Below are 25,404 nucleotides of genomic sequence, written 5' to 3'. Positions count from 1 at the left end.
TGTGAACGAGGCTCAATCGAGCTACACCAGGGATTTGGCATCCTACCGGGTTTCTTTCAAGGTGATGGTCGGGGTGGCCATCTTCGCAGCCCTGTTCCTCTCCTTGATAGGGCTGCTCATTGCCAATTCCATCAGCCGTCCGCTCCAGATGGTCTACGACACCTTGTCCCAGGTGGCGGCGGGCGACCTGACGGCCCGTTCCTCGGTCCGGACCCGCGACGAGATGGGGATGCTGGCGGGGGAAGTGAACGAGATGACAGATAAACTGCAGCAAACCATGAACCAGGTGGTGCAGAGCAGCCTGCAGGTGGCGGAGGCGGCCGGACAGCTCAACTCCACAGCGGAACGGATCGCGACAGGCGCAGAGGAGGTTGCGGCACAGACCGCAACGGTTGCCACCGCCAGCGAGGAGATGGCTGCCACCTCTATGACGATCGCGCACAGCTGCCACCAGACCGCCGAGGGGAGTAAACAGGCGACAGACACGGCCCTCACCGGCGCCGCAATTGTGGACAAAACCGTAACCGTAATGCAGCAGATCGCCGCGCGGGTAACTTCTTCTGCCACCACGGTGGCAGGTTTGGGGTCGCGTAGCGACCAGATCGGCGAGATCATCGGCACCATCCAGGATATTGCGGACCAGACCAACCTCCTCGACTTGAACGCAGCTATCGAGGCTGCCCGGGCAGGGGAGCAGGGGCGTGGCTTCGCGGTGGTGGCCGATGAAGTGAGGGCACTGGCCGAACGCACCACCAGGGCCACCGGGGAAATCTCCAACATGATCAAGATGATCCAGACGGAGACCAAGGGAGCGGTTGAGGCGATGCAGCAGGGCGTCCAGGAAGTCGAGGCGGGAACCGCGGAGGCGGCCAAATCGGGTGAGGCCCTGCAAGAAATCCTCAACCGCATCAGCGAGGTTACCCTGCAGGCGAATCAGATCGCAACGGCGGCGGAAGAACAGACTGCGACCACCGGGGAGATAACCGGCAACATCCAGCAGATCACCCAGGTGGTACACGATACCTCGTGCGGAGCCCAACAGTCAGCGGAAGCAGCCCGACAACTGGCAGGCCTGGCCGAGGATCTGCGCAGCCTCGTCAGTCAGTTCAAGCTAGGTTAATCATTACCTGAAAGGTTTCCGGGGTGGCCTTGTCGATCGGCGCTCCCCCAACTGTCGTAGTACGTATCTGCAACGTTAATCCAGCGTGCCTGCATCGGGATCCCGGTGCAGGCATTTTGGTACAACTCCCCGGTAAACGTGCCAACATTCCGGCAGAAAATGACTATGTTTCCCCCAGATGTTTCAACTGTCCTGCAGATGTGGTCACTTTTCGCGGAAAGTTGAAATCATTTCTGAAAGCTTTCCACGTTCAGGGGGAAGTCACCCACTTCTGCTGAAAGATGTGCTACGTCGCCGGAAAAATGCCGACTTCTAAAGGAAAGTAAGTCACTTTGATAAAAAAGTTTCGACGTTTGCAAAAATGTGATGCACATCTGCCGGAACGTATCACCTCTCCTGTCGAAACTGTTCACTTTCGCTGGATCATGTCGGACATTCTCGCGGCCGAAGCTTGCCCTCCCGGTAAAATTCGTATAGGGTGGGGGCACGATGCATCCTTCCCGTAATTTCACATCCAGGAATTTCCTGCTGCCGCTGATCGTGGCGCTGACGGTTTTCTTCGTCGCGCAGGGCGTTAACCTTCCCGCCTGGAACGGTGCGTCGGACCTGACCTCCGGGCTCTCGCTGGTCGCCAAACATGCGGACAGCGCGGCGGTCTGCAAGACCTCCCACAAATCCGCCCATTTCAAACTGGGCAAATCCTCCACCTCGTTCCTGATTCTCGCCGCAGCGCCGTGCGCCGATTCCCGGTTCCTGCTGGTTAGCGGCGTTGATCTCAGAAACGACTCTTTCCGATCCAGCTCCCTCGCGTCTCTCCCCGCGCGCGCACCGCCAGCCTAACCACTCCGACGTCTACATCCCGCTTGGTCCGGCGCTATTACTCTGCGCTGTTCCTTCAGTCGAGACGACGCTCTTTTTCTGCACCAGAGCGACGGTCCAGTTCGCGCTGCGATCTCCTTTTGGGCATGCGCGTCGCGTGCCGGCCGAGCCCCCTGTACCCCCTTGTCCCGGCAATCAGCCGGTGTACCGGGCTGGGCCTTCCGCGCCCGTGCCCTTAAGGAGACTCGTTGTGGAACTTCTGAAAAATACAGCCATTGACTTTATTGGAAAGAGGAAGATCAGTTTCCTCATCTCTGCTATCATTACCATCATTGGAATAATCGGCGTCGTCCAGATCGCCAGGAACGCCGCCAACATGGGGATCGATTTCTCCGGCGGGACCTCGGTGCAGCTGAGCTTCCAGCAGCCGGTGCCGCTGGACCAGGCGAGGGCGCTTCTCGGGCGCAGCGGCATCCCCGAGGCGCAGCTCCAGGAGATCGCGGACGGGAACCGGCTGCTCATAAAGGTGGGCAAGGCGCGCCACGAGACGGCGAACCTGGCCGAGCAGATTACCGGAGCGTTCCAGAAGGAGTTCCCGCAGAACGCCTTCGTTGTCGAAAGTTCCACCGAGATCGGCCCCGCCATCGGGGACAAGCTCAAGGGGGACACGCTGAAGGCGATCGGTTTCGTCATGCTGGGGATCGTGGGCTACATCGCCTGGCGCTTCGACACCAGGTTCGGCATCGGCGCCATCGTCGCCACGCTGCACGACATCCTTGCCATGGTCGCCCTGTTCTTCGTGCTGGACAAGGAGATCAACCTGCTGTTCGTGACTGCCATCCTGACCATCGCCGGCTACTCGCTTACCGACACGGTGGTGGTCTTCGACCGGATCAGGGAAAACATGCAGCGCAATCTGGACCAGCCGCTTGCGGAGATTTTCAACTTCAGCATCAACGAAGTGCTGCCGCGCACCGTAATTACCTCCCTCACCACGTTCCTGGCGGCCGCTTCGCTCTTGCTGTTCGGCGGTGAGGTGATCCACGACTTCGCCCTGGCCCTGGTAACCGGGGTGGTTATCGCAACCTACTCCTCGATCTTCATCGCTGCCCCGATTGTCGCGGAGTTGGAGAGACGCATGGGGAGCGCACTACCCACGAGAGGAAGGTGAACCTGATCCATGCATGATCTCACCCTGATACTGACCGTCACCGGCGGCCTGAGCGCGGCACTCGTCTTTGGCTACCTCACCCACCGGCTCGGTCTCTCCTCCATCGTCGGCTACCTGGTAGCCGGCATTGCGGTCGGCCCGCACACCCCGGGATTTGTCGCGAACCGGGTCCTCGCCGAACAACTGGCCGAAATCGGCATCATCCTGCTCATGTTCGGGGTCGGGCTGCAGTTCCACTTCAAGGAACTGCTCGAGGTGCGCCGGGTGGCCGTTCCCGGCGCCCTCTGCCAGAGCGCGGCGGCAACGCTTTTGTCCTGCCTGGTGGCGCGCTGGCTGGGGTGGAGCTGGTCCGCCGGGATCGTCTTCGGCTTCGCGGTTTCGGTCGCCAGCACCGTGGTCCTTTTGCGGGTGTTGGTGGACAACAACGAGCTGCACACGCCGGCCGGGCACATCGCCGTGGGGTGGCTGGTCGTCGAGGACATCCTCACGGTGTTTCTTCTGGTGATACTTCCGGCGCTCTTCGCACCGGGGAACACCGGGCCGACCGGGCTCCTGGTGGCGGCCGGGACCTCGCTGGTCAAGATTTCCCTCCTGGTCGCCGTGATCTTCTACGTCGGCGGCCGGCTGGTCCCCTGGATGCTGGAGCAGGTGGCCCGGACCCGCTCCCGCGAGTTGTTCACCCTTACGGTGTTGGTGGTCGCCCTGGGAATCGCCGTCGGCGCCGCCAAGATCTTCGGGGTTTCCATGGCACTGGGGGCGTTCCTGGCGGGGATGGTGGTGAAACAATCGGATTTCAGCCTGCGTGCGGCAACCGAGGCGCTCCCCATGCGGGACGCCTTTGCCGTGCTCTTCTTCGTCTCGGTGGGGATGCTCTTCGATCCCGGCCAGTTGCTGCAGGCCCCGGGGCTCGTACTGGCCACCCTGGCCGTGATCCTGGTGGGAAAACCGCTTGCCGCGCTCATCCTGGTCCTTGCCCTGGGGTACGCTCCGCGGGTTGCGCTGGCCGTCGCGTTTGCACTGGCGCAGATAGGCGAATTTTCCTTTATTCTGGCCAGCGTGGGGCGGGGACTCGGCGTTTTGGGGGAGCAGGGTTCCAATGCCATCGTGGCGGCCGCCATCATCTCCATCAGTCTCAACCCGCTGCTCTACCGGCTGATCCAGCCCATGGAGCGCCGGGCCAGGACGACCCGTTTCTGGCAGTACCTGGAGACACGTTCCCGGCGGAGCGGGAAGCACGCGGAACTGGCCCCGCTGCCACCTGCGTCCCGCGCTGCGGCGGTGGTCATCGGCTACGGACCTACCGGCAGAACGCTCACCCGGCTGCTTACCGAGAACGACATCGAACCGGTGGTGATCGAGCTGAACCTGCAGACGGTGCGCGAGCTTCAGGCCCAGGGGATCTCGGCACTTCTGGGAGATGCGAGCGATCCCACGGTTCTCGAGGCAGCTGGAGTACGTGGGGCCGCCGCTCTCATCATCACCTCGGCCGGAATGCAGGGGACCGCAGAGGTGATCCGGGCTGCACGGGATCTCAACCCCGAGTTGCAGATCATCGCCCGAAGCATCTACCTGCGGGAGGTCCCCGAACTCAGGAAGGCCGGGGCCGCAGCGGTTTTCTCCGGGGAGGGGGAGATCGCTCTGAACATGACCGAGTTCATGCTGCGTCGGCTCGGGGCGACCGAGGAGCAGATCGATCGGGAACGGGAGCGGGTCAGGGACGAACTCCCGGCTCTGCATCACACTGGCGGAGACCAGGTGGACACGTCTCCCCTGTGACGGCTTAGCGTGGAGAGTCGCCGCGTAGAGGGAGTCCTGGTTGAGAGACAAAAAAAGGGTGCAGCGAGAGATCGCTGCACCCTTTTACGTTGAATGGAGACCACCTGGGCGGCTCGGGTCCGCTTCGGCCGGCTACTCTCGAGCTTTGGTATCTTCGTCAGACTGCTGTGGGCATTGGATGAGGCCCATTGACTGGATGAGTCCGATCTGCGTGTCGTCGAGCACCCAGTGTCCCAGGATCACGGCACGTCGTCCCCTGTGGGGATCCTTGTCCCACAGGGTGCAGTTACCACCCGCTCCAAGTTGTAAAAACGGCCTCTTCCCCGCTTTTGAAGCCTTGGCCTTTGCGGCGATAATCTTTCCAATTGCGGCAGAATCCATTCCGTTGTCCCTCGGATGCAGTTTCAGGTGTACCAGTCACCCTAGCAGTGAATCGTGCAAAAATTATGGACGCGGCACGACGCACCCTCAATCACCCGGTTCGCTATCCGGACGGCCTGGTATCTCTGAAAAGGAAGATTTTGTGGAGAGGAACGGTGCAGATGAGGTACAATGACTGCGTTTTTATGGGAGGGATACTATGAAACAGACAGTAGCAGCTGTTCTTCTGTCAGCGCTGATCTTAACTGCAGGTTGCGCCACTACGGGCCCGATTGCGCCGGACCCGTTCACCACGCTGCCGCAGAAGTACAGCCAGTTCGACATGAAACTCGCCTGGGATACCAAGGTTTCCGACGACGGGGTCCTCGTTTCGGGGGTGATTCGCAGTACGCGTTGGCTGTTCGCCGAGGGGTTGGTGGTCTGGGTATCGGTGGTCGGTCCGGACGGCAAGGTTGCTGGGACCGAGGGAGCCCTGATCGCTCCCAGTGTGCTCAACCTGGGTGACCAAGGGAGTTTCGCTATCAGGATCCCCGTGCGTCCCCAGCCCGGCTCGCACCTGGCCTTCACCTACCGCTACAACGGGGTCGACGACATAGAGGGGTCGGCGTTCTGGATCCAGAGCTTTGATGGAGGGCAATTGACAGTGGACAATTGACAATTGACAATTGAATGGGAAACGATTGACAATTGAGGAGTGAGACAATTGACATTGACGGTGGACGATTGACGTCAAGGAACGCATCACCGATAAGAAGATCACGTTCGACAGGTCAGGTGTTTAGGCTTTCATCGTCCATTGTCAATTGCCAATTGTCAATTGCTCAGAGGGAGGTTAGCCATGAACACCGTTAGCAACATGTATCACGACATGCTTCACATGCTCCACCTCGATGAGAAAGGGGTGCATGAGCATCACCAGACCCACGTGACCGAGGCCGTCGTCCTCTTTGGCCGGGTTTTCTTCGCCGCCATCTTTCTGTTCTCGGCGCCGCAACACTTCAGTAGCCAGACCATAGAGTACGCGGCAGCGCAAGGGGTGCCGCTGGCGTCCTTCCTGGTGCCGGTTTCGGGGATCATTGCCTTCGTCGGGGCCCTCAGTGTGCTCTTCGGCTTCCATGCGAGGATCGGCGGCTGGCTCCTGGTGCTTTTCCTGGTGCCGGTCACCCTGATGATGCACGCTTTCTGGAAGGTGGATGACCCGGGGGCTGCGCAGATTCAGATGATCATGTTTATGAAGAATCTGGCGATGCTGGGCGGGGCGCTGCTCATAACCCAGTTTGGCTCGGGACCGTTGAGTCTCGATTCGCGACATCATCAGGATGGTTACTGAACTTTAAAAGCGAATCCCCCCTGTCCCCCCTTTTCCAAGGGGGGATTCTGCAGCGCTAGCTTGCAGCATCAAGTAGGTTTTAACGCGGTATCGGGTAGGTCTTAGAGATAATTCGAGCAGGTCTCAGGGAACATCGCTCTTAACTAGTATAGGGAACTGTTCGAGCTGTCAACGATGAGGGGGCAGGCACACATAGTGCCTGCCCCCTTGGCATTTCAAGTTCCAATTTAGCTTATAACAGGTAAATCCTCCAGTAGCTGCCACAACGACTCGTCTAAATAACGATACCAACCGCCTCCTATTACCACAGGCGGAGCGTATCGGCTTCGGCAGTGCAGGCTGCCTGGTCTGGTAATAAACCTTTCTTCGTCAGCGACTCCACTTCTTTTTTCGCTTCTTTTAGGTCTTCCTGGAATTCCCGACTTGCATGCAGGCGCGCAACTGCGCTGGCTCCCATGATGCGGCCCTGGGCCACGTCGCTTTGCCAGTGTACGTTGCAGACGATGCGACTCTCCCCGAAGGCGAGACCGCGACGCAGAATGACGTCGGCATGCTGCGGGGCGACCTCGGACAGGATCAACGCCCAGGCCCAGCCGATGGCGGAGTGACCGGATGGGTAGGAACCGCTTCCCCTCAGAAACTGCTCGACATCGGGTGTGCAGGTCCCCTGGTGGTTGACGAGGAAGGGACGGGGGCGGTTGTACAATGCTTTGGCGGCGTCATCGGCATTGGCAGCATCGGCGAGCGACCTGCGCAACAGGGTGTAGAGATGCGGGGTCTCCTTCTCGCTGACCGGGACGTTCAAGGCGCAGGAAAAGGTCGCGGCGGCAGCCGGGAAGCTCAGGTCGGCATCACGGATGGCGAGTTCCCAGCGCTTGCCCCCCTTGAGCGGCATTGCGTTGAGACTAACCACTTCGTCTGCCGTCAAGGTCGCCGAGTCTTTGCCGGGCGGTGGGGGAAGCAGCACCTTACTGTCCGGAAGCGGGACCATCCCCTGCTGGACGTAGCCGACGCTCACATCGGGAGGCCCGGCAGCGTAGGCTTGCGGGAACGAGCACAAGACCAGCAGCGACAGGATTAGCGAAACTCTTCTCATCATCGATCCTCCGGAAAACAGTGTTCCAGGACGTCTACCATTCTAGTACTGCTTTGCCGATCATGGTTCCTTGTTCGAGTTCCTGGTGCACGGAGCGCAGGTTGTCCAGGTTGGCGGCGTAGGTCTTGCTGCGGGTCGTCTTCACACGGTGGGTGTCGACCATGGCGGCCACTTTCCGCAAGATGTCTCCCTGAGTTTCCAGGTGGAAACCGAACACCGACTTGCTGAACATGAACTCCCAGTGCACCGAGAGCGCCTTCCACTTGAACGGGACAATGTCGAGGGTTGCGGGGTCGTCGATGACCATGAGATGGCCGAACGGACGCAGCAGGTCGGGAATCATCTCGAGGTAATCGGCGGTGTGCGTGGTGCTGAAGATGACGTCGATTCCGGGCCCTCCGGTGGGGAGTTCGTCTTTCAGGTTGCGCCCGATGACGCGGTCGGCCCCCATCTCTTTCGCCCAGGCGACGGTTTCCGGCCGGCTCGCCGTAGCGATGACGGTTGCCGCGGTTTCCGCCTTGAGTAACTGGATCGCGATGGAGCCGACACCGCCGGCCCCGCCGATGATGAGTGCCTTGGTGGCCCCGGTGTAATGGACGCCGCGCTCGAGGAGCGCTTCGTAGGCGGTCAGTGCCGTGAGGGGGAGGGCGGCCGCATCGGCAAAGTCGAGGAGGGCAGGTTTCTGGGCCACGAGCCGGTGATCGACGGTCTGGAGTTCGGCGTAGCTGCCCGGCCGGTTCAGGTCGCCCGCGTAGTAGACTTCGTCGCCGACGTTGAAGTCGCGCACTTCGTTGCCGACCGCCTCGACGATGCCCGCGGCATCCCAGCCGAGAATGATGGGTGTGTCCTCCGAGCTGCGGCCTTGGCGGATCTTGTAGTCGACGGGGTTGCAGGAAAAAGCTTTTACACGTACCAGGAGATCGAGCGGGCCCGGCTTCGGATCGGGGAGCTCCTGCTGTTTGAGTGCGAATTCAGTTAAGGGATGGGCCTTCTGATAGACAAAAGCTTTCATCTCGTGCTCCTTTCTGGCTCAAAAGGTAAAGGGATGGGGAGAAATAGACTATAACACCAAAAATCTTCAGCACAGGGGGAGACAGGGGGAAAAGCAGAGGAAGGCAAAAGCGAGGAACATCTATTTTAGCCACGGAGCCATGAAGGACACGGAGAGTACCCGGGGAGTCCCTGGACTGCCGAATCGGCCCCGATCCCCGAACTGAACGAGATAGCGGACGAGCTTGCGCGAGATAACCGCGATCTCAAGGCAACCAACGATTGCCGAGGTAGAGGAGCAGAACGGCAACATCGAGAAGATGAAGCGCCTCGACATGGAACTGGAAAAATCCCGCTAAGCTGCCCGCGTGCTGCCGAGGTTGCTGCGCAGCGCCTGGATCTGCTTCGCGGTGGCACTGTCGAAAAACGGTAGAGCCACGCGCGCATAGCAGGACTGCACTAGCGATCAAGCATATTCACCCACACGATCAGGCCGAAAGATATTGATTATCGTGGAAACACTATGAATGGCAAGAAGAGGCAGGTTGTGGCGTTATTATCGCCGGACTATAGCGACTCTGGCCGAACCTCGTTTAATTGGTGCACTGTATGTATCAGGGACATCAGAAGTAAAGGAAACTGTCAGCTTTGCCCTGATGTTAATGTAAAGGCAGCAGCCGATACTTAATAACAGTAGCGATTGCAGCATATTCTGTAATAAAGTGTAACCCCATTTCCTCAAAAGGTCTGCTATAGTGCAGCCGACTTCGCAGCACTTCCCTCCCGTCCTCCCAGCCAGTGACCACCAGATTACGTTCGAAAGTGAGAAATCCGATGCCTCATGCCGAAAAGGTTCGTGTCTTGTTGGTCGAAAGCGATGGAGATGCCCTGGAAATCTTCCAGAAGGTGCTCCAACGTTTTTTCCCTCAGCTGGTCTGCCAAGTAGCTGAAAATATGGCAGATGCCGAACGACTGTTCCGCACCAACCGCTACGAGATCGTGATCTGCGACTTGCTGATGCCGACGACCTGTGGCACCCGGATGTTTCGCCAGGCCCGCCTGCAACCCGAGATGCCGGTCGTGTTCGTTTCGGGCGAGGTGGCGGTGCGCCGGCGCCTGCCGTACGAGGATACCCCCTCGGTGAAACTGTGTCGGGTGCCGGGGACGCCGATTGTGCTCAAGGATCTCGTGGCGAGCGTCGAAGAGGCCATGGTGTCGGTACGGCACCCGGGGAGCAGAGCGCACAGCTGAAGCTGGAAGCCGCTTGGGAATGTCTTGCGCTTCCAGCCACGTCGTGTCGCCACGAGGCACCGGAAGTTCACGCAGCGGCGGCTGCGGTTGGTGTAGAGGAGATGATATGGAGTATCTGGAGTGGCAGGATTCCTTCAGCGTCAAGGTGAAGGAGCTTGACGACCAGCACAAGACCCTGGTCAAGATGATCAACACCTTGCACAACGCGTTGCAGAGTAACCGCGGACGGGATCTGCAAAGAGAGATCATCGTCGGGATGGTGGACTATGCCGCCATTCACTTCGAGACCGAGGAGCGCTACATGCGGCGATTCCTCTATCCCGGCTTCAACGACCACAAAGTCGAGCACGAGAAGTTTAGCGAGAAGGCGCTGGAGCTGAAACGCCGCGTGGAGAACGACGGCTTCGTGCTCACCCTGGAGATCGCCAGCTTTTTGAGATCCTGGCTGCAAAATCACATCCTCAAGTCCGACCAGCACTACGCGGCGCACCTCGCCATCATGGACGGCATCTCACCCCCCTAGGGACAGGGATAACACGGGATAACACGCTGAAACAAACAGGGATGAAGGGGATTAATCGGATACACCTGAAAACCTGACAGGGACGAAGAGGATCGATTGGATAAAACCAAACGAACCGGTGGGAACTTGCAAAAGCGGCGCTTCAGATGTCTGAAGCGCCGCTTTTTACTTTGCTACCGGGAGACGGAACGGAGGTCAAACCGGTCCAGGTTCATGACCTTGTTCCAGGCTGCCACGAAATCGTCCTGAAACTTGGCGAGGGAATCCTGGCAGGCGTAGACTTCGGCCAGCGCGCGGAGCTGGGAGTTGGAACCGAAGACCAAGTCGACACGGGTACCGGTCCACTTGAGAGCGCCGGAGCTGCGATCTCGCCCCTCGAAAAACTCGCCGGCCTCGTTGATGGACTGCCACCTGGTGCCGGCGTCGAGGAGGTTCACGAAGAAGTCATTGGTGAGCGCGCCGGGATGCTTGGTGAAGACGCCGTGCCGGGACTGCCCGACGTTGGCCTCGAGCACACGCAGACCGCCGACGAGGACGGTCATTTCGGGAGCGGTCAGGGTCAGTAACTGCGCCCGGTCCACCAAAAGCTCTTCGCCGGTCACCGAGAAGGTGGCCCGTTGATAGTTGCGGAACCCGTCGGCTACCGGCTCGAGCGGCGCGAAGCTCGGCACGTCGGTCTGCTGCTGGCTCGCATCGCTGCGCCCCGGGGTGAAGGGGACCGTCACGCTGCGACCGGCATTGAGGGCGGCCCGCTCCACGGCGGCGCACCCCCCCAGGACGATGAGGTCGGCGAGAGAGATCTTCTTGCCGCCGCTCGATGCCCCGTTGAAACGCTGCTGGATCCCCTCGAGGGTCGCCAGGACCGTTTGCAGCTGGGCTGGCTGGTTCACTGCCCAATCCTTCTGCGGGGCGAGCCTGATGCGCGCGCCGTTCGCCCCGCCGCGCTTGTCGGAGCCGCGGAAGGTGGACGCGGAGGCCCAGGCGGTCACCACCAGCTGGGAAACGCTGAGCCCGGAGCCGAGAATCTCGGCCTTGAGCGTGGCGATGTCCGCCTGGTCGACGAGTGGGTGGCCTACCGGCGGGATAGGATCCTGCCAGATGAGTTCCTCCTTGGGGACCAGCGGGCCGAGGTAGCGGGCGCGGGGCCCCATGTCGCGGTGGGTCAGCTTGAACCAGGCCCGGGCGAAGGCGTCGGCGAGTTCCTCGGGATGTTCGTGAAACCGCCTGGCAATCGGGGCGTAGTTGGGATCGATCTTGAGCGCCAGGTCGCTGGTGAGCATCATCGGCGCGTGCCGCCTGGACGGGTCGTGGGCATCCGGCACGGTGCCGCGCGCCGCGGGATCCTTGGGGATCCACTGGTGGGCTCCGGCGGGACTCTTGGTGAGTTCCCAGTCGTAGCCGAAGAGGGTGTCGAAGTAGCCGTTGTCCCAGGTGGTCGGGTTGGGGGTCCAGGCGCCTTCCAGGCCGCTTGTTATGGTGTGGGCCCCCTTGCCGGTGCCGAAACTGTTCTTCCAGCCCAGGCACTGGTCCTCGATCGGCGCCCCCTCGGGTTCCGGGCCGACATGGCTTGCCGGTCCCGCACCATGACACTTGCCGAAGGTGTGCCCGCCGGCTATCAGGGCGACGGTCTCCTCGTCGCTCATCGCCATGCGCGCGAAGGTGTCGCGGATGTCCTTTGCGGAGGCGAGCGGATCGGGGTTGCCGCCGGGGCCTTCGGGATTCACGTAGATAAGCCCCATCTGCACGGCGGCCAGGGGATTGTCCAGGAGCCGGTCCGGGGAGTAGCGCTTGTCGCCGAGCCAGGTGTCCTCGGCGCCCCAGTAGATGTCTTCGGGCGGCTCCCAGATGTCGGCACGGCCGCCGGCGAACCCGAAGGTCGTGAAGCCCATCGATTCGAGGGCGCAGTTGCCGGCGAAGACCAAAAGATCGGCCCAGGAAATTTTCCTGCCGTACTTCTGCTTGACGGGCCACAACAAAAGGCGCGCCTTGTCGAGGTTCGCATTGTCCGGCCAGCTGTTCAAGGGGGCGAAACGCTGGGTACCGGCGCCGGCGCCGCCCCGGCCGTCGCCGATGCGGTAGGTTCCCGCGCTGTGCCAGGCCATGCGGATGAACAGCGGACCGTAGTGCCCGTAGTCCGCCGGCCACCACTCCTGGGACGTGGTCATCAGTTCGAGGATATCGTTTTTAACGGCAGCGAGGTCGAGAGTCTGGAACTCCTTGGCGTAGTCGAAGTCCTCGGCCATCGGATTTGACAGGGGGGAGTGCTGGTGCAGTATCTTGAGGTTCAGTTGGTTGGGCCACCAGTCACGATTCGTCGTGCCGCCGGCTCTATTGCGATCGTTGCCCGTTACCGGGCACTTGTTTTCGGTATCCATGTTCGGCTCCTTTCATCGTGTGAGATCGAACGGCTATGAGTTGACAAGTATAGCGTGTCTCTAACGCTTGTCTAAGACTCTGCCGCGCATCAGGTGGGGCCTGCTCTGAGGGAAACCGGAATTCCAAACGATTTCCCGTGACAGTTTCGGTACGTCCTGTGAGAAAGTCGCATTGTGTTACGCGTGGGGCTGTGCTAATAAGGCGTCAGCAGGTTGCCTGGTCGGGAACGGGTGAAGCTTGCCACCGGGCCGGAGCGGACCGGGCCACGATGCGGAAAGCGCCACGCGCAGCGGGGAGGCGAGAATGGCTGATGAGGTGATGAGACACCACGATTGGGATCAGGGGGAGCACAAGACGCTCTTCACGGTCTATTTCGCCAGTCAAGGGGACGAAACGGGCCGCGACTCGGTCGAGGTGCTGGCAGAGAACCTCGAGAGGGTCGACCAGCGCAGTGTACGCGCCGATGGGACGCTGCTGCGCTTCAACGGCGACATCGTCGAGATCACTTCGGTGATCTGATCCTTTAAAGGAAAGGGAGGAACGGTGAAAGGTCTGCTGGGCAGGGTGGGGCTCGCTGCGCTATTGCTGGCGTCCCTGGGGAGCGCCGGTTGCGTCGCACAGCGCGACGTGGCAGGGGCTGTGCTGGATCCCGAGTTCCGGTGGAACAGGTCCGGGTTCTCGGTACTGGCCCCCGAGGGGAGCACCTGGAACCGGGTGGCGGGGAACAACCCGGGGGGAATCGCTTTTGTCAGGGGCGAGGGGCTCTACTACGCGGAGGTTGCTCCCCGAAACGCCGTGTACGTCAAAGGGGAAAACGCCTTTGCCGTGGCGATTCACCTGAAGCCCGCGATCACGGCGCGCACGGACCAGGAGCGCGCTACCCAGGCGCTGCAGCAAAACCTGGAACGCTACCTGGCGAAGCTGCACCAGAAGGCGACCCGCACCAGGTACGACCGGGATCTCGGGCTCGATTGCCTGAAATACCAGGCCGTCTCCACCGAGAAACGGCTCAGCACCGAGAAGGGGGAACTCCACCTGGGCGGCATCTACGGCTACCTCTGCGTGCACCCGGAGGCCGACGACTTCGGCGTGATCATGCAGTGCAACAACTTCGGGACGGTCTGGACCGACATCGAGGAGAAAAAGAGCCACTGGCGCTTCTTCTCGAGCCTGCGCTTTCTGCCGAGAGGGGAACGCTAGGAGGCGGCACTACGGGCCGGAACTGCCGGAGCATGCTTGCCGGAGACGTTCAATAAAAAGCCGCGACACGGTCCTGCCGTCGCGGCTTTTATCGTTCGTGACCCTCCAGGTACCGGTTCGGCCGAGCGATTGCGGCGGGCACTTGCCAGGGGGAGGGTGTGGCGCACCTCGACGCCGGTTGCGGGGCTGGCGAAAAGTATACAGGTATACACCTTTGCACCGGAAAAAGGCTTCCTGTATCATCCTTTTCCAGCGGTTCGGGACCCGGGCGGGAACCCCGCGGAAGCCGGAACCAGGTCGGCCGTTCAGGGCCGTTTCGCCACCCACACCCATTACCGGAGATCGAGGTTCATGATCGTCAGGGAGCGCCCCAACGGGCTCAGGCTATTTTTCGTGATCAGGGGATCGGTGCTGCCGCGCATCGTCTGGCCGATCTGCATCACGGTACTGCTCGCCGTCATCGGCACCGTCACCGACGGGACCCTCTTCGGTCTCAAGATCACCATGACCCCGATCCCGTTCACCCTGATCGGGCTGGCGCTCGCCATCTTCCTCGGGTTTCGCAACAGCACCAGTTACGACCGCTACTGGGAGGGGCGCAAGCTGTGGGGCGAGCTCATCGTGGTGTGCCGCAGCACGACGCGCCAGATCCTCACCTTCATCTCGTCGGACCGCGCCGGCTCCAGCGAGTGGCCCCCCTACGACCCCGAAGACCGGCGCATCACCATGGTGTACCGGCTCATCGCCTTCAGCCACGCCTTGCGGCACCACCTAAGGGGAACCGACCCGTCCGATGAGATCCGCCACTACCTCCCCGAAGATGAGGTGATGCACCTGCTCGCCTCGCACAACCGTCCCCAGTACCTCCTGCAGTGCATGGCCCAGGACCTGCGCAGCTGCATCGAAAACAAGCAGCTCTACGACTACTTCGCCGCCGGGATCGACCAGAACCTGACCATGCTCGCCACCGTGGTTGCCGGGTGCGAACGGATCAACAACACCCCGATCCCCTTTGCCTACAACCTCTTGTTGCACCGGACGGCGTACCTGTACTGCTTCCTGCTCCCCTTCGGGCTAGTGGACTCCATCGGCTTCATGACCCCGCTCGTGGTGGGGATCGTCTCCTTCACCTTCTTCGGGCTCGATGCCCTGGGTGACGAGATCGAGGATCCCTTCGGCGTGCGCCCCAACAACCTTGCCCTGGCCTCCATGTGCCGCACCATCGAGCGGGACCTTAGGGCGGCCCTGGGTGAGGAGCAACTCCCCGAGGTGCTGCAGCCGATGGGGTACGTGCTCCAGTAGGTGCCCAGAGGGGCGCGCCATCGGACCGGGGGAATGCCGCAAACGAGGCAACCTTTTGCCGAATTGCGGCACGATTCCGGCGCCCGGCAGGTAAACTTTCCCGTAACGGCGGCTCTTTTGCGGTGGCACTGGCTGTGCAAATGCCACAGCAGGTGCTACTTACACAGAAAGGTACGTCATGGTGCAGAAAATAATCGGTACGATCCTCGGTGTGCTGGCCGCGGTGCTTTTGGCGGCCCTGGTTTCGGCCTGACAGGAACCGGCGGTGGGAAAACGCCCACGGTTTTGTGGGACGCGGGGAAGGTTGGCGCCTGAGGACGCCCGGGAAAAGGGGAAAACCCCAAAGGACGGCAGAGATGATCGAGCAGGTGGAACGTATAGTGGCCGATTACGAAGCGAGGGGGCGCGAGCCGCAGCGGGTTCTGGAGGTTATCGCCTGCCTGAGCCACGATGTCGAGGAAGAACCCGAAGCCGCTTTCGGTGTGTTCCCGAAGATCGCCCAGATCGTGGCGGGGTGGGAGCAGGGGGCGCGTTCCGCTCTCGACGCCCTGGAAACCATCGCCGCCTTGATCCGGCAGGAACAGCAGCACGCCATGTAACCGGGCTCCCCGGTCCGGCGTGCCCTGCGGCAGCGACCAACCTGGAAACGATGAAAAGGCCGGACCTCGAGATGGGTCCGGCCTTTTTGCGTGATGCGCTCGAGGGGGCTCTGCTACGCTTGCCGCTGGTTCTCGGCTAACGTTAGTTCAGGAGAGCCTCCACCCTGCGGGCGAAGTTACTGATGGCGAACGGTTTCTGGATCAGGGGAAAATCGTCCTCCAGCCCGTCCGGATGCGGTATCGCCTCCCTCGTATAGCCGGACATGTAGAGGACCTTCAGCGCGGGATGGCTCTTCTTGAGCGCGGCGTGCAGCTCGGGGCCGGTCATGTTGGGCATGATGACGTCGGTCACCAGGAGGTCGAGGGACACCCCCTTGCTAAGCCAGAGCGCCTGGGTCGGCTCGTCGGCCACCAGCACCTGGAAGCCGCGCCGGGTCAGGAGCTCCTGGACCAGGGTGCGTACCATGGTGTTGTCCTCGACGAGCAGGATGCAGCGCCTCTTCACCTCGGGAAGCGCTTGCTCCAGGCTGGCGAGCCGCTCCTGCACCGGAAGGCTTCCCGCCTCGGGGAAGTAGCAGGTGAAGGTGGAGCCGCGCTCCGGCTGGCTCTGCACCGTGACGATGCCGCCGTGCTGCCGCACGATGCCAAAGACCGTGGCGAGGCCGAGGCCGGTCCCCTTGCCGAGTCCCTTGGTGGTGAAGAACGGCTCGAAGATGTGCGCCTGGGTCTCCCGGTCCATGCCGCAGCCGCTGTCGCTGAAGACCAGGGCGAGGTGGGGTCCGGGAACGATCCCGTGGTTCAGCTCGGCGAACTTCTCGTCAAGCTCGACGTGTCGGGTCTCGATGGCGATGATGCCGTGCCCCTCGATGGCGTCCTGGGCGTTCACGGCGAGGTTCATGATCACCTGCTCGAGCTGGTGCTGGTCGCCGTGCAGCGGACAGGGGGTGTCGCAGAGCTGCACCCTTAAATCGACGCTCTCCCGGATTGTCTGGCCCAGGATCCCGGTGAAATCGCCGACCACCCGGTTCAGGTCGATGGTCTTGAATTCCAGGACCTGTTTCCTGCTGAAGCTCAAAAGCTGTTGCACCAGGTCCTTGGCGCGGCTCGCTGCCTTGAGGATCTGGTCCAGGCGCTCATGGGCCCGCTCGCCAGGACGGTCCAGCTGCAGCAGTTCGGCGTACCCGATGATGGGGGTCAACAGGTTGTTGAAGTCGTGTGCCACCCCGCCCGCCAGCCGCCCCACCGATTCCATCTTCTGGGATTGCAGCAGTTGCTCGCCCAAAAGCTCCCTCTCGGCCTCGGCCGCCTTGCGCTCGCTCACGTCGACTGCCACGCCGATGCTGCCGGCGAAGGCTCCCCGCTCGTCCTTCAAGGGGCTGTACCAGGTCTCGAAGACCTTGCTGCCGACCGCGTTTTCCGTGCAGAAGGTCTCGCCGGCGAGGGCGCGCTCCACCCCCGCGACGATCAGGGGATAGTCCCGGTAGACTTCCAGGGCGGATTTTCCGACGACCTGCCCCGGGGCGAGTCCCAGGGCGGCCAGCCCCTTACCTTCCGACAGGGTGAACACCCCGAAGCGGTCCATGGCGTAGAGGATCACCGGGGCGTTGCCGAGACAGGTCTGCAGCCGCTCCTGGCTCAGGCGCTCGCGGGTGAGCGAATCGTTGACGGCGCTCCCCAGGATGTCGAATTCCTTGAGACCGGTGGGGGCGAGGTGCTCGCCGGACCTCACGCTGGCTATCATGCCGTTAAGCGGGCGCAACAGCCGTCTTTTGAAGACCAGGGCGATGCCGATACTGGCGATGGCCCACCCCAGCCCGGCCAAGGTGATCAGGCTGAGGGCACCGGTGCGGGTGATGGGGTGGAAGGTGAGCCAGTGCGAGGTGAGGGTGGGGAAACAGCGGCTCACACAGTGGACCAGGGAAAAGGAGGCCACGATGATGACCAGGCTGGGAACCATGAGTCTGAAGCCCAAGCTCTTCGTGTCGACGCCCATTGGGTGACCTTGTAGGTGTGACTTGTCGACAAGTGTCAGAATTATACGGATACCAACTCGGGAAGGGAAGCAATTTCTGGCAGGATAGGGTATTCCCTTATCATGACCGGCGACCTGTGGTAGCATGAGCCACTGCCGTGTGCCGACCAAACCTGTCCCGAAGAGAGCCCGATGTCCGGTTTCCACCTTAACTACCCGAACCTCCTCGAGGTATTCAAGCTGTTCCTGCTCCCGGTGGGGGGCGGCATCCCGGCGGGTGTCCTCTTGGCCCGCGACAGCGGGGTCGCCTGGCCGGTCACCGCCGGTACCTACCTGGTCTCCGACCTGGTGCTGGCGCTCGCCTTCGAGCCCGTGCTGCGGTTTTTCGCATGGTGCTTCAGCAAGGTCCCGGCACTCTCCCGGTTCGCCGCGGCCCTCAAGACCGCCAACGCCCGCAGCGTGAACCAGTTCGCCGGCACCAGCACCGGACCGCTCGCCCTGGTCCTGGTCTCCTTCGGCGTGGACCCGATGACCGGGCGCAGCACGGCGCTGGCCGCGGGGCACGGCTTTATCGCCGGGTGGGCCTTAGCCATCGCGGGGGACCTGCTCTACTTCGCCGTCATTGCACTTACCACCTTGAAGCTGAACCACTACCTGAAGGATCCCACCACTACCGTCGGCCTGGTGCTCGCCGCCATGCTGCTGGTCCCCATGCTGCTGCGCCGCTTCCGGCGCCCGGCCTGCTCCCCCGCCGTAAAGTCCTAGCGGTTCCCGCTACCCCGCCGCCTCGACCAGCCGGTTCACCGCTTCCCTGAGCTTCACGAAGTCGTAGGGCTTGGCCAGGAAGCCGTCCATCCGGTCCAGGGTGAGGCGCGAGGCGACGTCCACTTCGCCGAAGCCGGTGGTGATCAGGATGGGGAGCTCCGGGGCGAGTCGCTTGAGCTCCTGCACCAGCTGGTAGCCGTCCATGACCGGCATGCCGAGGTCGGTGATCACCAGGCGAAACGCCGCGTCCCCCTGCTGGAACTTGCCGAGTCCTTCCGCCCCGTTTTGCGCCTCGACCACCTCGAACCCGAGCTTCTTCAGCATGGTCGCCGCGAGTCCCCGCACCATCTTCTCGTCTTCCACCAGGAGCACCCGGCCGCTCCCCTGCCATGCCGGCGTGGCCGCCGGCTGCTGCCCCGCCGGCACGCCGCTGGCGGTCTCCTCGGGGGGGGGGAGGTAGATCCGGAACGAGGTCCCGGTCCCCGGGGTGCTCTCGATCCGCAGTGCGCCGCCGTGGGCGTTGACGATGCCGAGCACCGCCGACATCCCCAGTCCCCGTCCCGAGAACTTGGTGCTGAAAAACGGCTCGAAGACCCGCAGGCGGGTCTCCTCGTCCATGCCGCAGCCGGTGTCGGTGACCTCGAGGCAGAGGTAGCTCCCCGCCGGGATCTCCTTCCCCAGATGGTCCCCCCCTCCCGCGCCCGGTGCCAGGCGGGTGCGCTGCAGGGAGACCGTGATCTCTCCCTGGAGGGCGCCGATCGCCTCGGAGGCGTTGATGATCAGGTTCATGAGCACCTGCCTGAGCTGGCCGGCGTCGGCGATCATGACCAGGTTCTCCTGGGGCCGGTCGAGGCGGATCTGAACGTTTTGGGGGAGCGTTGCCTTGAGCATCCGGACCATATCCTCGACCAGGAAGGTGAGGTCGACGATACTCATGGCGAACTGGGTCTTGCCGGCGTAGGCGAGCATCTGGCGGCAGAGTTCGGTGGCGCGTTCGGTGGCGTTGGTGATCTCCGGGAGGTAGTCCGGACAGCGTTCCGGCTCGAGCGCCAGGAGGGAGCAGTAGCCGGAGATGATGGCGAGGATGTTGTTGAAGTCGTGGGCCACCCCGCCCGCCAGGACCCCGAGGCTCTCCAGTTTCTGGGCCTGCTGGAACTGTTTTTCCAGGGTGCGGCGCTCCTCTTCGGCGCGCTTCAGATCGTCGATGTCGGTGCAGGTGCCGAACCACTTGACGAGGGTGCCCGCGTCGTCGCGCACCGGCACGCCGCGCACCAGGAACCAGCGGTAGGAGCCGTCCCGGTGTCCCAGGCGCGCCTCGATGGTGTACTCCCCGAACCCCTGGGCCGCCCGCTGCCAGCTCTCCCAGGCCGTCTCCAGGTCATCGGGATGAAAACACCCCTGCCAGCCGCCGCCGCGGCTCGACTCGAGGCTCATTCCCGTGTAGCGCATCCAGTTTTCGTTGGTGTAGAGGTTCTCGCCGTTGGCGCCACAGATCCAGACCATCTGGGGCATCGCCTCGGCCAGGAGCCGGAACTCGTGCTCGCTTTTGCGCAGGGCCTCCTCGTGACGCTTGCGCTCGGTGATGTCCCGGTGGAAGCAGATGAGGCGGTGCTCGCCGTCGCACTCCAGCAGGCTCGAGGAAACCTCCAGGGAGAAGGTGTGGCCGTCGCGATGGTAGTGCTCCACCTCGAAGGTCAGGTGCTCCCCCGCCAGGAGTCGGGCAATCCGCCCGGGTGCCCGCTCGAGCGAACGCGGGGTGTCCAGGGTCGCCAGCCGCATCCCGGCCATCTCCTCGCAGCGGTAGCCGTGCATGTTGGCGAAGGCCTGGTTCACCTCGAGGATCACCCCGTCGGTGGTCATCATGAAGACCCCCTCGACGGCCTCGGAGAAGAGGGTCCGGTAGAGGCGCTCGCTGCGCTGTTGGGAGAGCACCGAGCTGCGGCGGTCCTCCTCGATGGCAAGGGCCGCGGCGATGATGCTGGCAAAGGAGAGGTCGGCCGCCGTGGGATGGAACTCGTGGTCGAACAGGGTGCACAGGACCCCGACGGTGCGCTCTCCCCAGCAGACCGGGATCCCAAGGTAGCTCGTGATGCCGGCTGCCAGCTGCTCCTTGAAGAAGCCGGCAAAGGGGGAGGCGGCGAGGTCGGCGACTACCACCGGTTCGCTGGAACCTGAGGAGAGTACCTCGTGGCAGCAGGACCCTTCGGGGCTGCGCCGGGTGGCGAAGCCTTCGGGAACGTTCCAGCACCCAAGAGAGTGGAGCTCCCCCTGCTCGAGGAGGTTGAACGCGGCCCAGCGCGCCCCCAGGAGGCGCCCGGCGACCTCGGTCAGGATATTGATGTTGGCGTTGAAGTCGGGGCCGAAACGCAGGAAGTTTTTGGTCAGGATCTCGAGCCGTGCGGCGTAGAGCTGCTGTTCGGTGATGTCGATCCCCAGCCCCACCACGCCGAGCACCTCCCCCTCATCGGAGCGGACCTGCCCCTTGGTGACCGAGAGCAGGTGCTCCTTGCCGTCGCTGAAGGGGAAGTGTTCCCGGGAGGTGCAGGGACCCCCCTCCTTGAGGCAGACCGCATCGGAAACGGCGCAGGTAGCCGCCATCTGTTCCGGGAGCAGCTCGCTGAAATGCCGGGCCTCCAGAAGGCGCTCCTCGGGGATGCCGATCTGGCGGCAGAAGGTCTTGTTCACGAAGCGGAAACGCCCGGCGACATCCTTGTACCAGATGGCGATGGGGGCGTTGTCCAGGACCGCCTGCAGGTTGCGGCTCTTCTCCAGCACGCGCTGCTCGAGAAGCATCCGGTCGGTGACGTCCTCGGCGGTCTCGACGATGCTGGCGATCTCTCCCTGCGCGTCGAGGAGCGGGGTGGCTATCATGCTGTAGTGGCGGATCCCCTCGGGGGTGGGGGTCGCCGAGGTGGCGCGGTGCGGCTGGCCGTCCTCGAGCACCTGCACCACGGGACAGTAGGAGCAGGGCGCATCAAGGGGCGGGGTGTTGAAGCTTTGGTAGCAGTAGGGGTGCTCTGCCGGGTCGATCTGCGGGAACCAGGAGCGGATGGTCGGGTTCATGGACAGGATGCGCATCGAGGTGTCCACCACGGTCAACCCGATACCGGCGTGGGTGAAGATTGACGCGTACACCCCGTTACTGGCGGAGTCCTCCTGCACGGGGGTAAAGAGGGCGAAGAGGCGCCCGGGAGCATCTTCGGCGCGCCGTACCTTTAACGACAAGGGGGTACGGTTGTTTCGGACCAGGGTCGCGGCGAACTCGCTCCACGGGGAACCGGGGGCCGCCAGAAAGGCCTGCCAGGCGGCCGGATCGGCAAAGCTCACCAGCTCGTCAAGCTGCAGCGTCGCCTGGGGTGCGGCGATCCCGAAGAACTCGCCAGCCTCGCGGTTCATCTCGACCACCTGGAGCGTGCCGGCATCGAGCAGGGCAAGCGGGGAGGGGTGGGAGAAAAACAGCTCGCGGTACAAGGGATCCGCGCCTGGGACGGTCAACGGGGCGTCGGAAGTTCGGATGGTATCCGCTGCGGGGGGCTCGGACATGGCAGCATTCCTCACGTAGGGGGGGATGGTAAGGGAGCTCCAGTATAGGCATCTGCCTCAGGTTGTCCAGCGAAATCCTGTCAGTAGATTCTCATAAGAATCTGGGCCTTTAGCGGTTCGGGTGCTCGATGGCGCCCCGTTTTGTCGGAACTACTCCTCGGGCAAGGTGCCGCCCGGCCCGTGTCGGCGAAGGGATCTTTCCCTGAGATGCGGCTCAAGGTTTCCGACGCCCGGGCCGAATCGGTCTTAATAGCGTGTTCCGAGGCTCGTGAAGGGGGAGGTGGGGTGCCGACTGCAGTAGTTGTAGGATTAAGGTAGCGCGGGCTGCCAAGATTAGCAGAAGTGACGTCACGAAATACCGTACCTGGTACCCGGGAAATAGTCTGTTTTGCCCGCGGCAGCGCGGCTTGCCGCCTCTCGCGTCCCCGGGTCGGCCCCCCTGGTGCCCCAAACCTGGTATTTTGTGGTTAATTGTCAACAGAAAGTTTCTTTAAAGGTTGCTATAAAATGGCAGGCCAGATGGGAGGGGAAGTGACCATAGAAGAAGCTTTCGGTGCGGTGATCCGCAGACTGCGCAGGGAGCGCAAACTGTCGCAAGAACAGTTGTCCCTGGCAAGTTTTCTGGACCGTACCTTCATTTCGCATATCGAGGGGGGGAAGCAGCAGCCGAGCATGGTCTCTCTCTTTGCCCTGGCGAGTGCCCTGAACGTCCTGCCTTCCGACATCATCTCCGAGGTGGAGATCGTTTTAAACCTCATCTCGTCCCAGCGGCTGCCCAAGGGGGGGCCTGGTATCGAGAAACAGTGGATCCGTAACCTGGAGAGTCACATGAAAGGTGCGCAGCTCGAAGAGCGCTCCGAGACGGTACTGGTGGTAGACGACGAGCTGCAGGTGCGCGAGGTGATCTGCGAACTGCTGCGGGCCTACGGGTTCCCGGTCCTCGAAGCGGAGGACGGAATGGCCGCGGTGCAACTGGTCAAGGAGCAGGGGGAGAACATCAGCCTGGTGATCATGGACGTGGCGATGCCGCGCAAAAACGGCCTGGAGGCCTACCACGAGATCAAGAAGCTGAGGCCCGGCTTGCAGATCATCCTGGTGAGCGGCTACCATTCCGGGATCTTCGACAGCGAGGTCACCATCCTGCAGAAACCGTTTTCTCCGGAGACGCTGCTTACCCAGATGCGGCTCATGCTGGGAGCTTCCCCGCCGGGGTAGCCTTCCCGAGTACCCACCGAATAAATGTCAGGCCCCGCTTCCCGAAGAGGCGGGGCTTTTTTATTTCCTGGAAAGGCTTGGGGAAAGCCGCTGCCGGATTGCCGTGTCCTGCGGGAGAGAGGAGTTGCCTCCCGCACCAGGGCGCGTGCTATCCCGGCTATGCCGTGGGGGAAATTGGCAATGTCGGGTCAAGGAAATCCTACAATAGCTTGCTTGTAGGTTGCCGATAAGGTTAAGAACCCCCTGTGGGGTCAGACCATGTCTTTCTCGGGAGCCTCTATGAGTATTGCCAGGAAACTGTTGACCGCCCTTGGTATGACCGCCGTCATCGTGCTGATCTGCGTGCTGATCCCCCTGACGACCTCCTCAAAGCTCGACAGCGTGCGCAGCCAGCTCGCCAGTAACCAGCAGCTGCTCGACGAGGTCGGTTTGGCCCAGGAGCTCCAGCTGCAGGTGGCGAACGTCTGGCAGTTTCTCACCGATGCGAGCCTCACCCGGGAACGGGCCTCCATCGACAAGGACGGCAAACAGGCCTACGACAGTGCGCTCAAGCTTTTGTCCCAGCTGCGCGAGTTAAACCGCGACGACCCCGTCGATACCGCCAAACTCAAGGCGATCGAGCAGGCCCTGCCGGTAATGTGGCAGACCGGGGTGGCGATGTACGACGCCTACGGCAAGGGGCCGGCAGAAGGGAACAAGGTGATGGAGCAGTACGACGCCGCCTGCGACCGCGTCATCAAGGACGCCGCCGAATTTGCCGTGAAGAGCAGGGGGAGCGGGAAGAGTGCCATGGCCATGGTCACCCGTCACCTGGACCAGCTCACCTACGAGGTGCACGCCGGGGGGGCGCTGGCCACCCTGCTCGGTGTCGTCATCATCCTCATGATGGTGTTCCTGCGCAGGTCGATCGTTTCCTCGCTGGACCTCCTGATCGGGCAGGTCAGCGCGCTGGTTGCCGGCGACTTGGGCAACCTGGCGGGTTCCCGGGCGCGGGACGAGATCGGGGAGTTGAGCCGCAAGCTGGACCAGTTCGTCGAGAAGCTGCGCGGCACCGTGTTGAGTCTCTCGGCTACCTCCAGCGGTCTTTCCGCGGCCTCGGCCCAGTTGCGCAGCACGGCCGGGGTAATTGCCGGTGACGCCTGCGGGGCGGCAGCCCAGGCGGGATCGGTGGCGACGGCCAGCGAGGAGATGTCCTGCACCTCCGGAAGCATCGCCCAGAGCTGCCAGCTGGCGGCCGAGGAGGCGCGCCACGCCTCGCAGGCGGCCGTGCAGGGGGCGGGGGTGGTCGAACAGACGGTGGAGGTGATGGCGCTCATCGCCGCCAAGGTGCAGGAGTCGGCGCAGACCGTAGAGGGGTTGGGGGCGCGCAGCGACCAGATCGGCGCCATCATCGGGACCATCGAGGATATCGCCGACCAGACCAACCTCCTCGCCCTCAACGCAGCCATCGAGGCGGCACGCGCCGGGGAGCAGGGGAGGGGGTTCGCGGTGGTGGCCGACGAGGTGCGGGCTCTCGCCGAGCGGACTACCAAGGCGACCAGGGAGATCGGTGCCATGATCGGCGCGATCCAGCAGGAAACCCACAGTGCGGTGGCCGCCATGGAACTGGGGGTGGAACAGGTGGCACTCGGGACCGGCGAGGCGAACCGCTCCGGCGTCGCGCTGCGCGGCATCCTCGAGAGCATCAACGCGGTCTCGGCCCAGGTGCAGCAGATCGCGGTGGCCGCCGAGGAGCAGACCGCCACCACCAGCGAGATCTCCGGGAACATCGTGCAGATAACGGAGCTCGTGCAGCGGACCTCGCAGGGAGCGCAAGAGGCCGAGGGTGCCGCGGCGAGCCTGGACCAGGATGCGGCGCAGTTGCAGGGGCTGATCGGCCAGTTCCGCCTGTAGTCTGTTGGCGCGCAGGCCCCGCGAACAGGGGGGCACCACGAGAAAAAAGCCGGGGAGGGTTCTCCCCGGCTTTTTTTGTGAC

General features: G+C 62.7%; 20 protein-coding genes. 15 read left to right on the top strand and 5 right to left on the bottom strand.

From position 1 onward, the window contains the following. Window position 1 precedes the first annotated feature (1 nt). From H7688_RS22545 to H7688_RS02635, 6 genes are all read left to right on the top strand, one after another. Window positions 2–1,120 carry a methyl-accepting chemotaxis protein gene (locus H7688_RS22545; protein WP_371873154.1) on the top strand — a complete coding sequence of 373 codons (1,119 nt, stop codon included), beginning with the start codon at window positions 2–4 and terminating at the stop codon, window positions 1,118–1,120. Window positions 1,121–1,609: 489 nt separating this feature from the next. Continuing rightward, window positions 1,610–1,960: a hypothetical protein gene (locus H7688_RS02655; protein ID WP_183359474.1), complete on the top strand. Its 351-nt coding sequence runs from the start codon at window positions 1,610–1,612 to the stop codon at window positions 1,958–1,960. Between the two features lie 229 nt (window positions 1,961–2,189). Beyond that, window positions 2,190–3,110: a protein translocase subunit SecF gene (gene secF, locus H7688_RS02650; RefSeq protein WP_183359473.1), complete on the top strand. Its 921-nt coding sequence runs from the start codon at window positions 2,190–2,192 to the stop codon at window positions 3,108–3,110. 9 nt (window positions 3,111–3,119) lie between these two features. Further along, window positions 3,120–4,886: a cation:proton antiporter gene (locus H7688_RS02645; protein WP_183359472.1), complete on the top strand. Its 1,767-nt coding sequence runs from the start codon at window positions 3,120–3,122 to the stop codon at window positions 4,884–4,886. Between the two features lie 580 nt (window positions 4,887–5,466). Further along, entirely contained in the window at window positions 5,467–5,922 is a 456-nt protein-coding gene (locus tag H7688_RS02640) for a hypothetical protein (protein WP_183359471.1), read from the top strand. A gap of 183 nt (window positions 5,923–6,105) precedes the next feature. Continuing rightward, complete coding sequence (locus H7688_RS02635; RefSeq protein ID WP_198424446.1) at window positions 6,106–6,597, top strand: DoxX family protein; 492 nt, start codon at window positions 6,106–6,108, stop codon at window positions 6,595–6,597. 301 nt (window positions 6,598–6,898) lie between these two features. Here H7688_RS02635 and H7688_RS02630 read toward each other — a convergent pair whose 3' ends face one another. Both H7688_RS02630 and H7688_RS02625 read right to left on the bottom strand, forming a co-directional pair. Next, a complete protein-coding gene (locus H7688_RS02630) occupies window positions 6,899–7,696 on the bottom strand; it encodes an acid phosphatase (protein WP_183359470.1) in 798 nt (265 codons plus the stop codon). 31 nt (window positions 7,697–7,727) lie between these two features. Next, entirely contained in the window at window positions 7,728–8,705 is a 978-nt protein-coding gene (locus H7688_RS02625) for a zinc-binding alcohol dehydrogenase family protein (RefSeq protein ID WP_183359469.1), read from the bottom strand. Between the two features lie 812 nt (window positions 8,706–9,517). Between H7688_RS02625 and H7688_RS02620 the strand changes: the two genes are divergently transcribed. After that, window positions 9,518–9,934, top strand: a complete 417-nt coding sequence (locus H7688_RS02620) for a response regulator (RefSeq protein ID WP_246329685.1) — start codon at window positions 9,518–9,520, stop codon at window positions 9,932–9,934. Between the two features lie 106 nt (window positions 9,935–10,040). Beyond that, complete coding sequence (locus H7688_RS02615) at window positions 10,041–10,457, top strand: bacteriohemerythrin (RefSeq protein ID WP_183359467.1); 417 nt, start codon at window positions 10,041–10,043, stop codon at window positions 10,455–10,457. A gap of 173 nt (window positions 10,458–10,630) precedes the next feature. Here the strand turns inward: H7688_RS02615 and katG are convergent, their stop codons facing one another. Next, window positions 10,631–12,832: a catalase/peroxidase HPI gene (katG, locus tag H7688_RS02610; protein ID WP_183359466.1), complete on the bottom strand. Its 2,202-nt coding sequence runs from the start codon at window positions 12,830–12,832 to the stop codon at window positions 10,631–10,633. Between the two features lie 319 nt (window positions 12,833–13,151). Between katG and H7688_RS02605 the strand changes: the two genes are divergently transcribed. From H7688_RS02605 to H7688_RS02590, 4 genes are all read left to right on the top strand, one after another. Then, window positions 13,152–13,352 carry a hypothetical protein gene (locus H7688_RS02605; RefSeq protein ID WP_183359465.1) on the top strand — a complete coding sequence of 67 codons (201 nt, stop codon included), beginning with the start codon at window positions 13,152–13,154 and terminating at the stop codon, window positions 13,350–13,352. 24 nt (window positions 13,353–13,376) lie between these two features. Continuing rightward, window positions 13,377–14,033: a hypothetical protein gene (locus H7688_RS02600; RefSeq protein ID WP_183359464.1), complete on the top strand. Its 657-nt coding sequence runs from the start codon at window positions 13,377–13,379 to the stop codon at window positions 14,031–14,033. A gap of 351 nt (window positions 14,034–14,384) precedes the next feature. Continuing rightward, complete coding sequence (locus H7688_RS02595) at window positions 14,385–15,335, top strand: bestrophin family protein (protein WP_183359463.1); 951 nt, start codon at window positions 14,385–14,387, stop codon at window positions 15,333–15,335. Window positions 15,336–15,691: 356 nt separating this feature from the next. Continuing rightward, the gene (locus tag H7688_RS02590) at window positions 15,692–15,934 is read left to right on the top strand and encodes a hypothetical protein (protein ID WP_183359462.1); all 243 of its coding nucleotides are present in this window, start codon (window positions 15,692–15,694) and stop codon (window positions 15,932–15,934) included. A 142-nt stretch (window positions 15,935–16,076) separates the two neighbouring features. On the opposite strand, the gene H7688_RS02585 is transcribed toward H7688_RS02590, so the two are convergent. Then, on the bottom strand, window positions 16,077–17,891 hold the full coding sequence (locus H7688_RS02585; protein ID WP_183359461.1) for an ATP-binding protein: 1,815 nt from the start codon (window positions 17,889–17,891) through the stop codon (window positions 16,077–16,079). Between the two features lie 207 nt (window positions 17,892–18,098). Here H7688_RS02585 and H7688_RS02580 point away from each other — a divergent pair, with 207 nt between their 5' ends. Next, complete coding sequence (locus H7688_RS02580; protein WP_183359459.1) at window positions 18,099–18,671, top strand: hypothetical protein; 573 nt, start codon at window positions 18,099–18,101, stop codon at window positions 18,669–18,671. A gap of 9 nt (window positions 18,672–18,680) precedes the next feature. Here H7688_RS02580 and H7688_RS02575 read toward each other — a convergent pair whose 3' ends face one another. Then, the gene (locus tag H7688_RS02575) at window positions 18,681–22,214 is read right to left on the bottom strand and encodes a PAS domain S-box protein (RefSeq protein ID WP_183359457.1); all 3,534 of its coding nucleotides are present in this window, start codon (window positions 22,212–22,214) and stop codon (window positions 18,681–18,683) included. 531 nt (window positions 22,215–22,745) lie between these two features. Here H7688_RS02575 and H7688_RS02570 point away from each other — a divergent pair. Both H7688_RS02570 and H7688_RS02565 read left to right on the top strand, forming a co-directional pair. Beyond that, entirely contained in the window at window positions 22,746–23,429 is a 684-nt protein-coding gene (locus H7688_RS02570; RefSeq protein WP_183359455.1) for a response regulator, read from the top strand. 279 nt (window positions 23,430–23,708) lie between these two features. Next, on the top strand, window positions 23,709–25,322 hold the full coding sequence (locus H7688_RS02565; RefSeq protein WP_183359453.1) for a methyl-accepting chemotaxis protein: 1,614 nt from the start codon (window positions 23,709–23,711) through the stop codon (window positions 25,320–25,322). The last annotated feature ends 82 nt before the right edge of the window (window positions 25,323–25,404 follow it).

This window comes from Geomonas limicola, assembly GCF_014193675.1.
Taxonomy (GTDB): domain Bacteria; phylum Desulfobacterota; class Desulfuromonadia; order Geobacterales; family Geobacteraceae; genus Geomonas; species Geomonas limicola.
Note: the sequence above shows the minus strand (reverse complement) of the source record. Positions and strands in the feature narration are given on the sequence as shown.

What these genes read in the sequence shown, in the direction of transcription:
- H7688_RS02655 (WP_183359474.1), top strand. Translation starts at nt 1,610, where the DNA reads ATGCATCCTTCCCGTAATTTCACATCCAGGAATTTCCTGCTGCCGCTG.
- H7688_RS02645 (WP_183359472.1), top strand. Translation starts at nt 3,120, where the DNA reads ATGCATGATCTCACCCTGATACTGACCGTCACCGGCGGCCTGAGCGCG.
- H7688_RS02640 (WP_183359471.1), top strand. Translation starts at nt 5,467, where the DNA reads ATGAAACAGACAGTAGCAGCTGTTCTTCTGTCAGCGCTGATCTTAACT.
- H7688_RS02635 (WP_198424446.1), top strand. Translation starts at nt 6,106, where the DNA reads ATGAACACCGTTAGCAACATGTATCACGACATGCTTCACATGCTCCAC.
- H7688_RS02630 (WP_183359470.1), bottom strand. Translation starts at nt 7,696, where the DNA reads ATGATGAGAAGAGTTTCGCTAATCCTGTCGCTGCTGGTCTTGTGCTCG.
- H7688_RS02625 (WP_183359469.1), bottom strand. Translation starts at nt 8,705, where the DNA reads ATGAAAGCTTTTGTCTATCAGAAGGCCCATCCCTTAACTGAATTCGCA.
- H7688_RS02620 (WP_246329685.1), top strand. Translation starts at nt 9,518, where the DNA reads ATGCCTCATGCCGAAAAGGTTCGTGTCTTGTTGGTCGAAAGCGATGGA.
- H7688_RS02615 (WP_183359467.1), top strand. Translation starts at nt 10,041, where the DNA reads ATGGAGTATCTGGAGTGGCAGGATTCCTTCAGCGTCAAGGTGAAGGAG.
- katG (WP_183359466.1), bottom strand. Translation starts at nt 12,832, where the DNA reads ATGGATACCGAAAACAAGTGCCCGGTAACGGGCAACGATCGCAATAGA.
- H7688_RS02605 (WP_183359465.1), top strand. Translation starts at nt 13,152, where the DNA reads ATGAGACACCACGATTGGGATCAGGGGGAGCACAAGACGCTCTTCACG.
- H7688_RS02595 (WP_183359463.1), top strand. Translation starts at nt 14,385, where the DNA reads ATGATCGTCAGGGAGCGCCCCAACGGGCTCAGGCTATTTTTCGTGATC.
- H7688_RS02590 (WP_183359462.1), top strand. Translation starts at nt 15,692, where the DNA reads ATGATCGAGCAGGTGGAACGTATAGTGGCCGATTACGAAGCGAGGGGG.
- H7688_RS02585 (WP_183359461.1), bottom strand. Translation starts at nt 17,891, where the DNA reads ATGGTTCCCAGCCTGGTCATCATCGTGGCCTCCTTTTCCCTGGTCCAC.
- H7688_RS02580 (WP_183359459.1), top strand. Translation starts at nt 18,099, where the DNA reads ATGTCCGGTTTCCACCTTAACTACCCGAACCTCCTCGAGGTATTCAAG.
- H7688_RS02575 (WP_183359457.1), bottom strand. Translation starts at nt 22,214, where the DNA reads ATGTCCGAGCCCCCCGCAGCGGATACCATCCGAACTTCCGACGCCCCG.
- H7688_RS02565 (WP_183359453.1), top strand. Translation starts at nt 23,709, where the DNA reads ATGAGTATTGCCAGGAAACTGTTGACCGCCCTTGGTATGACCGCCGTC.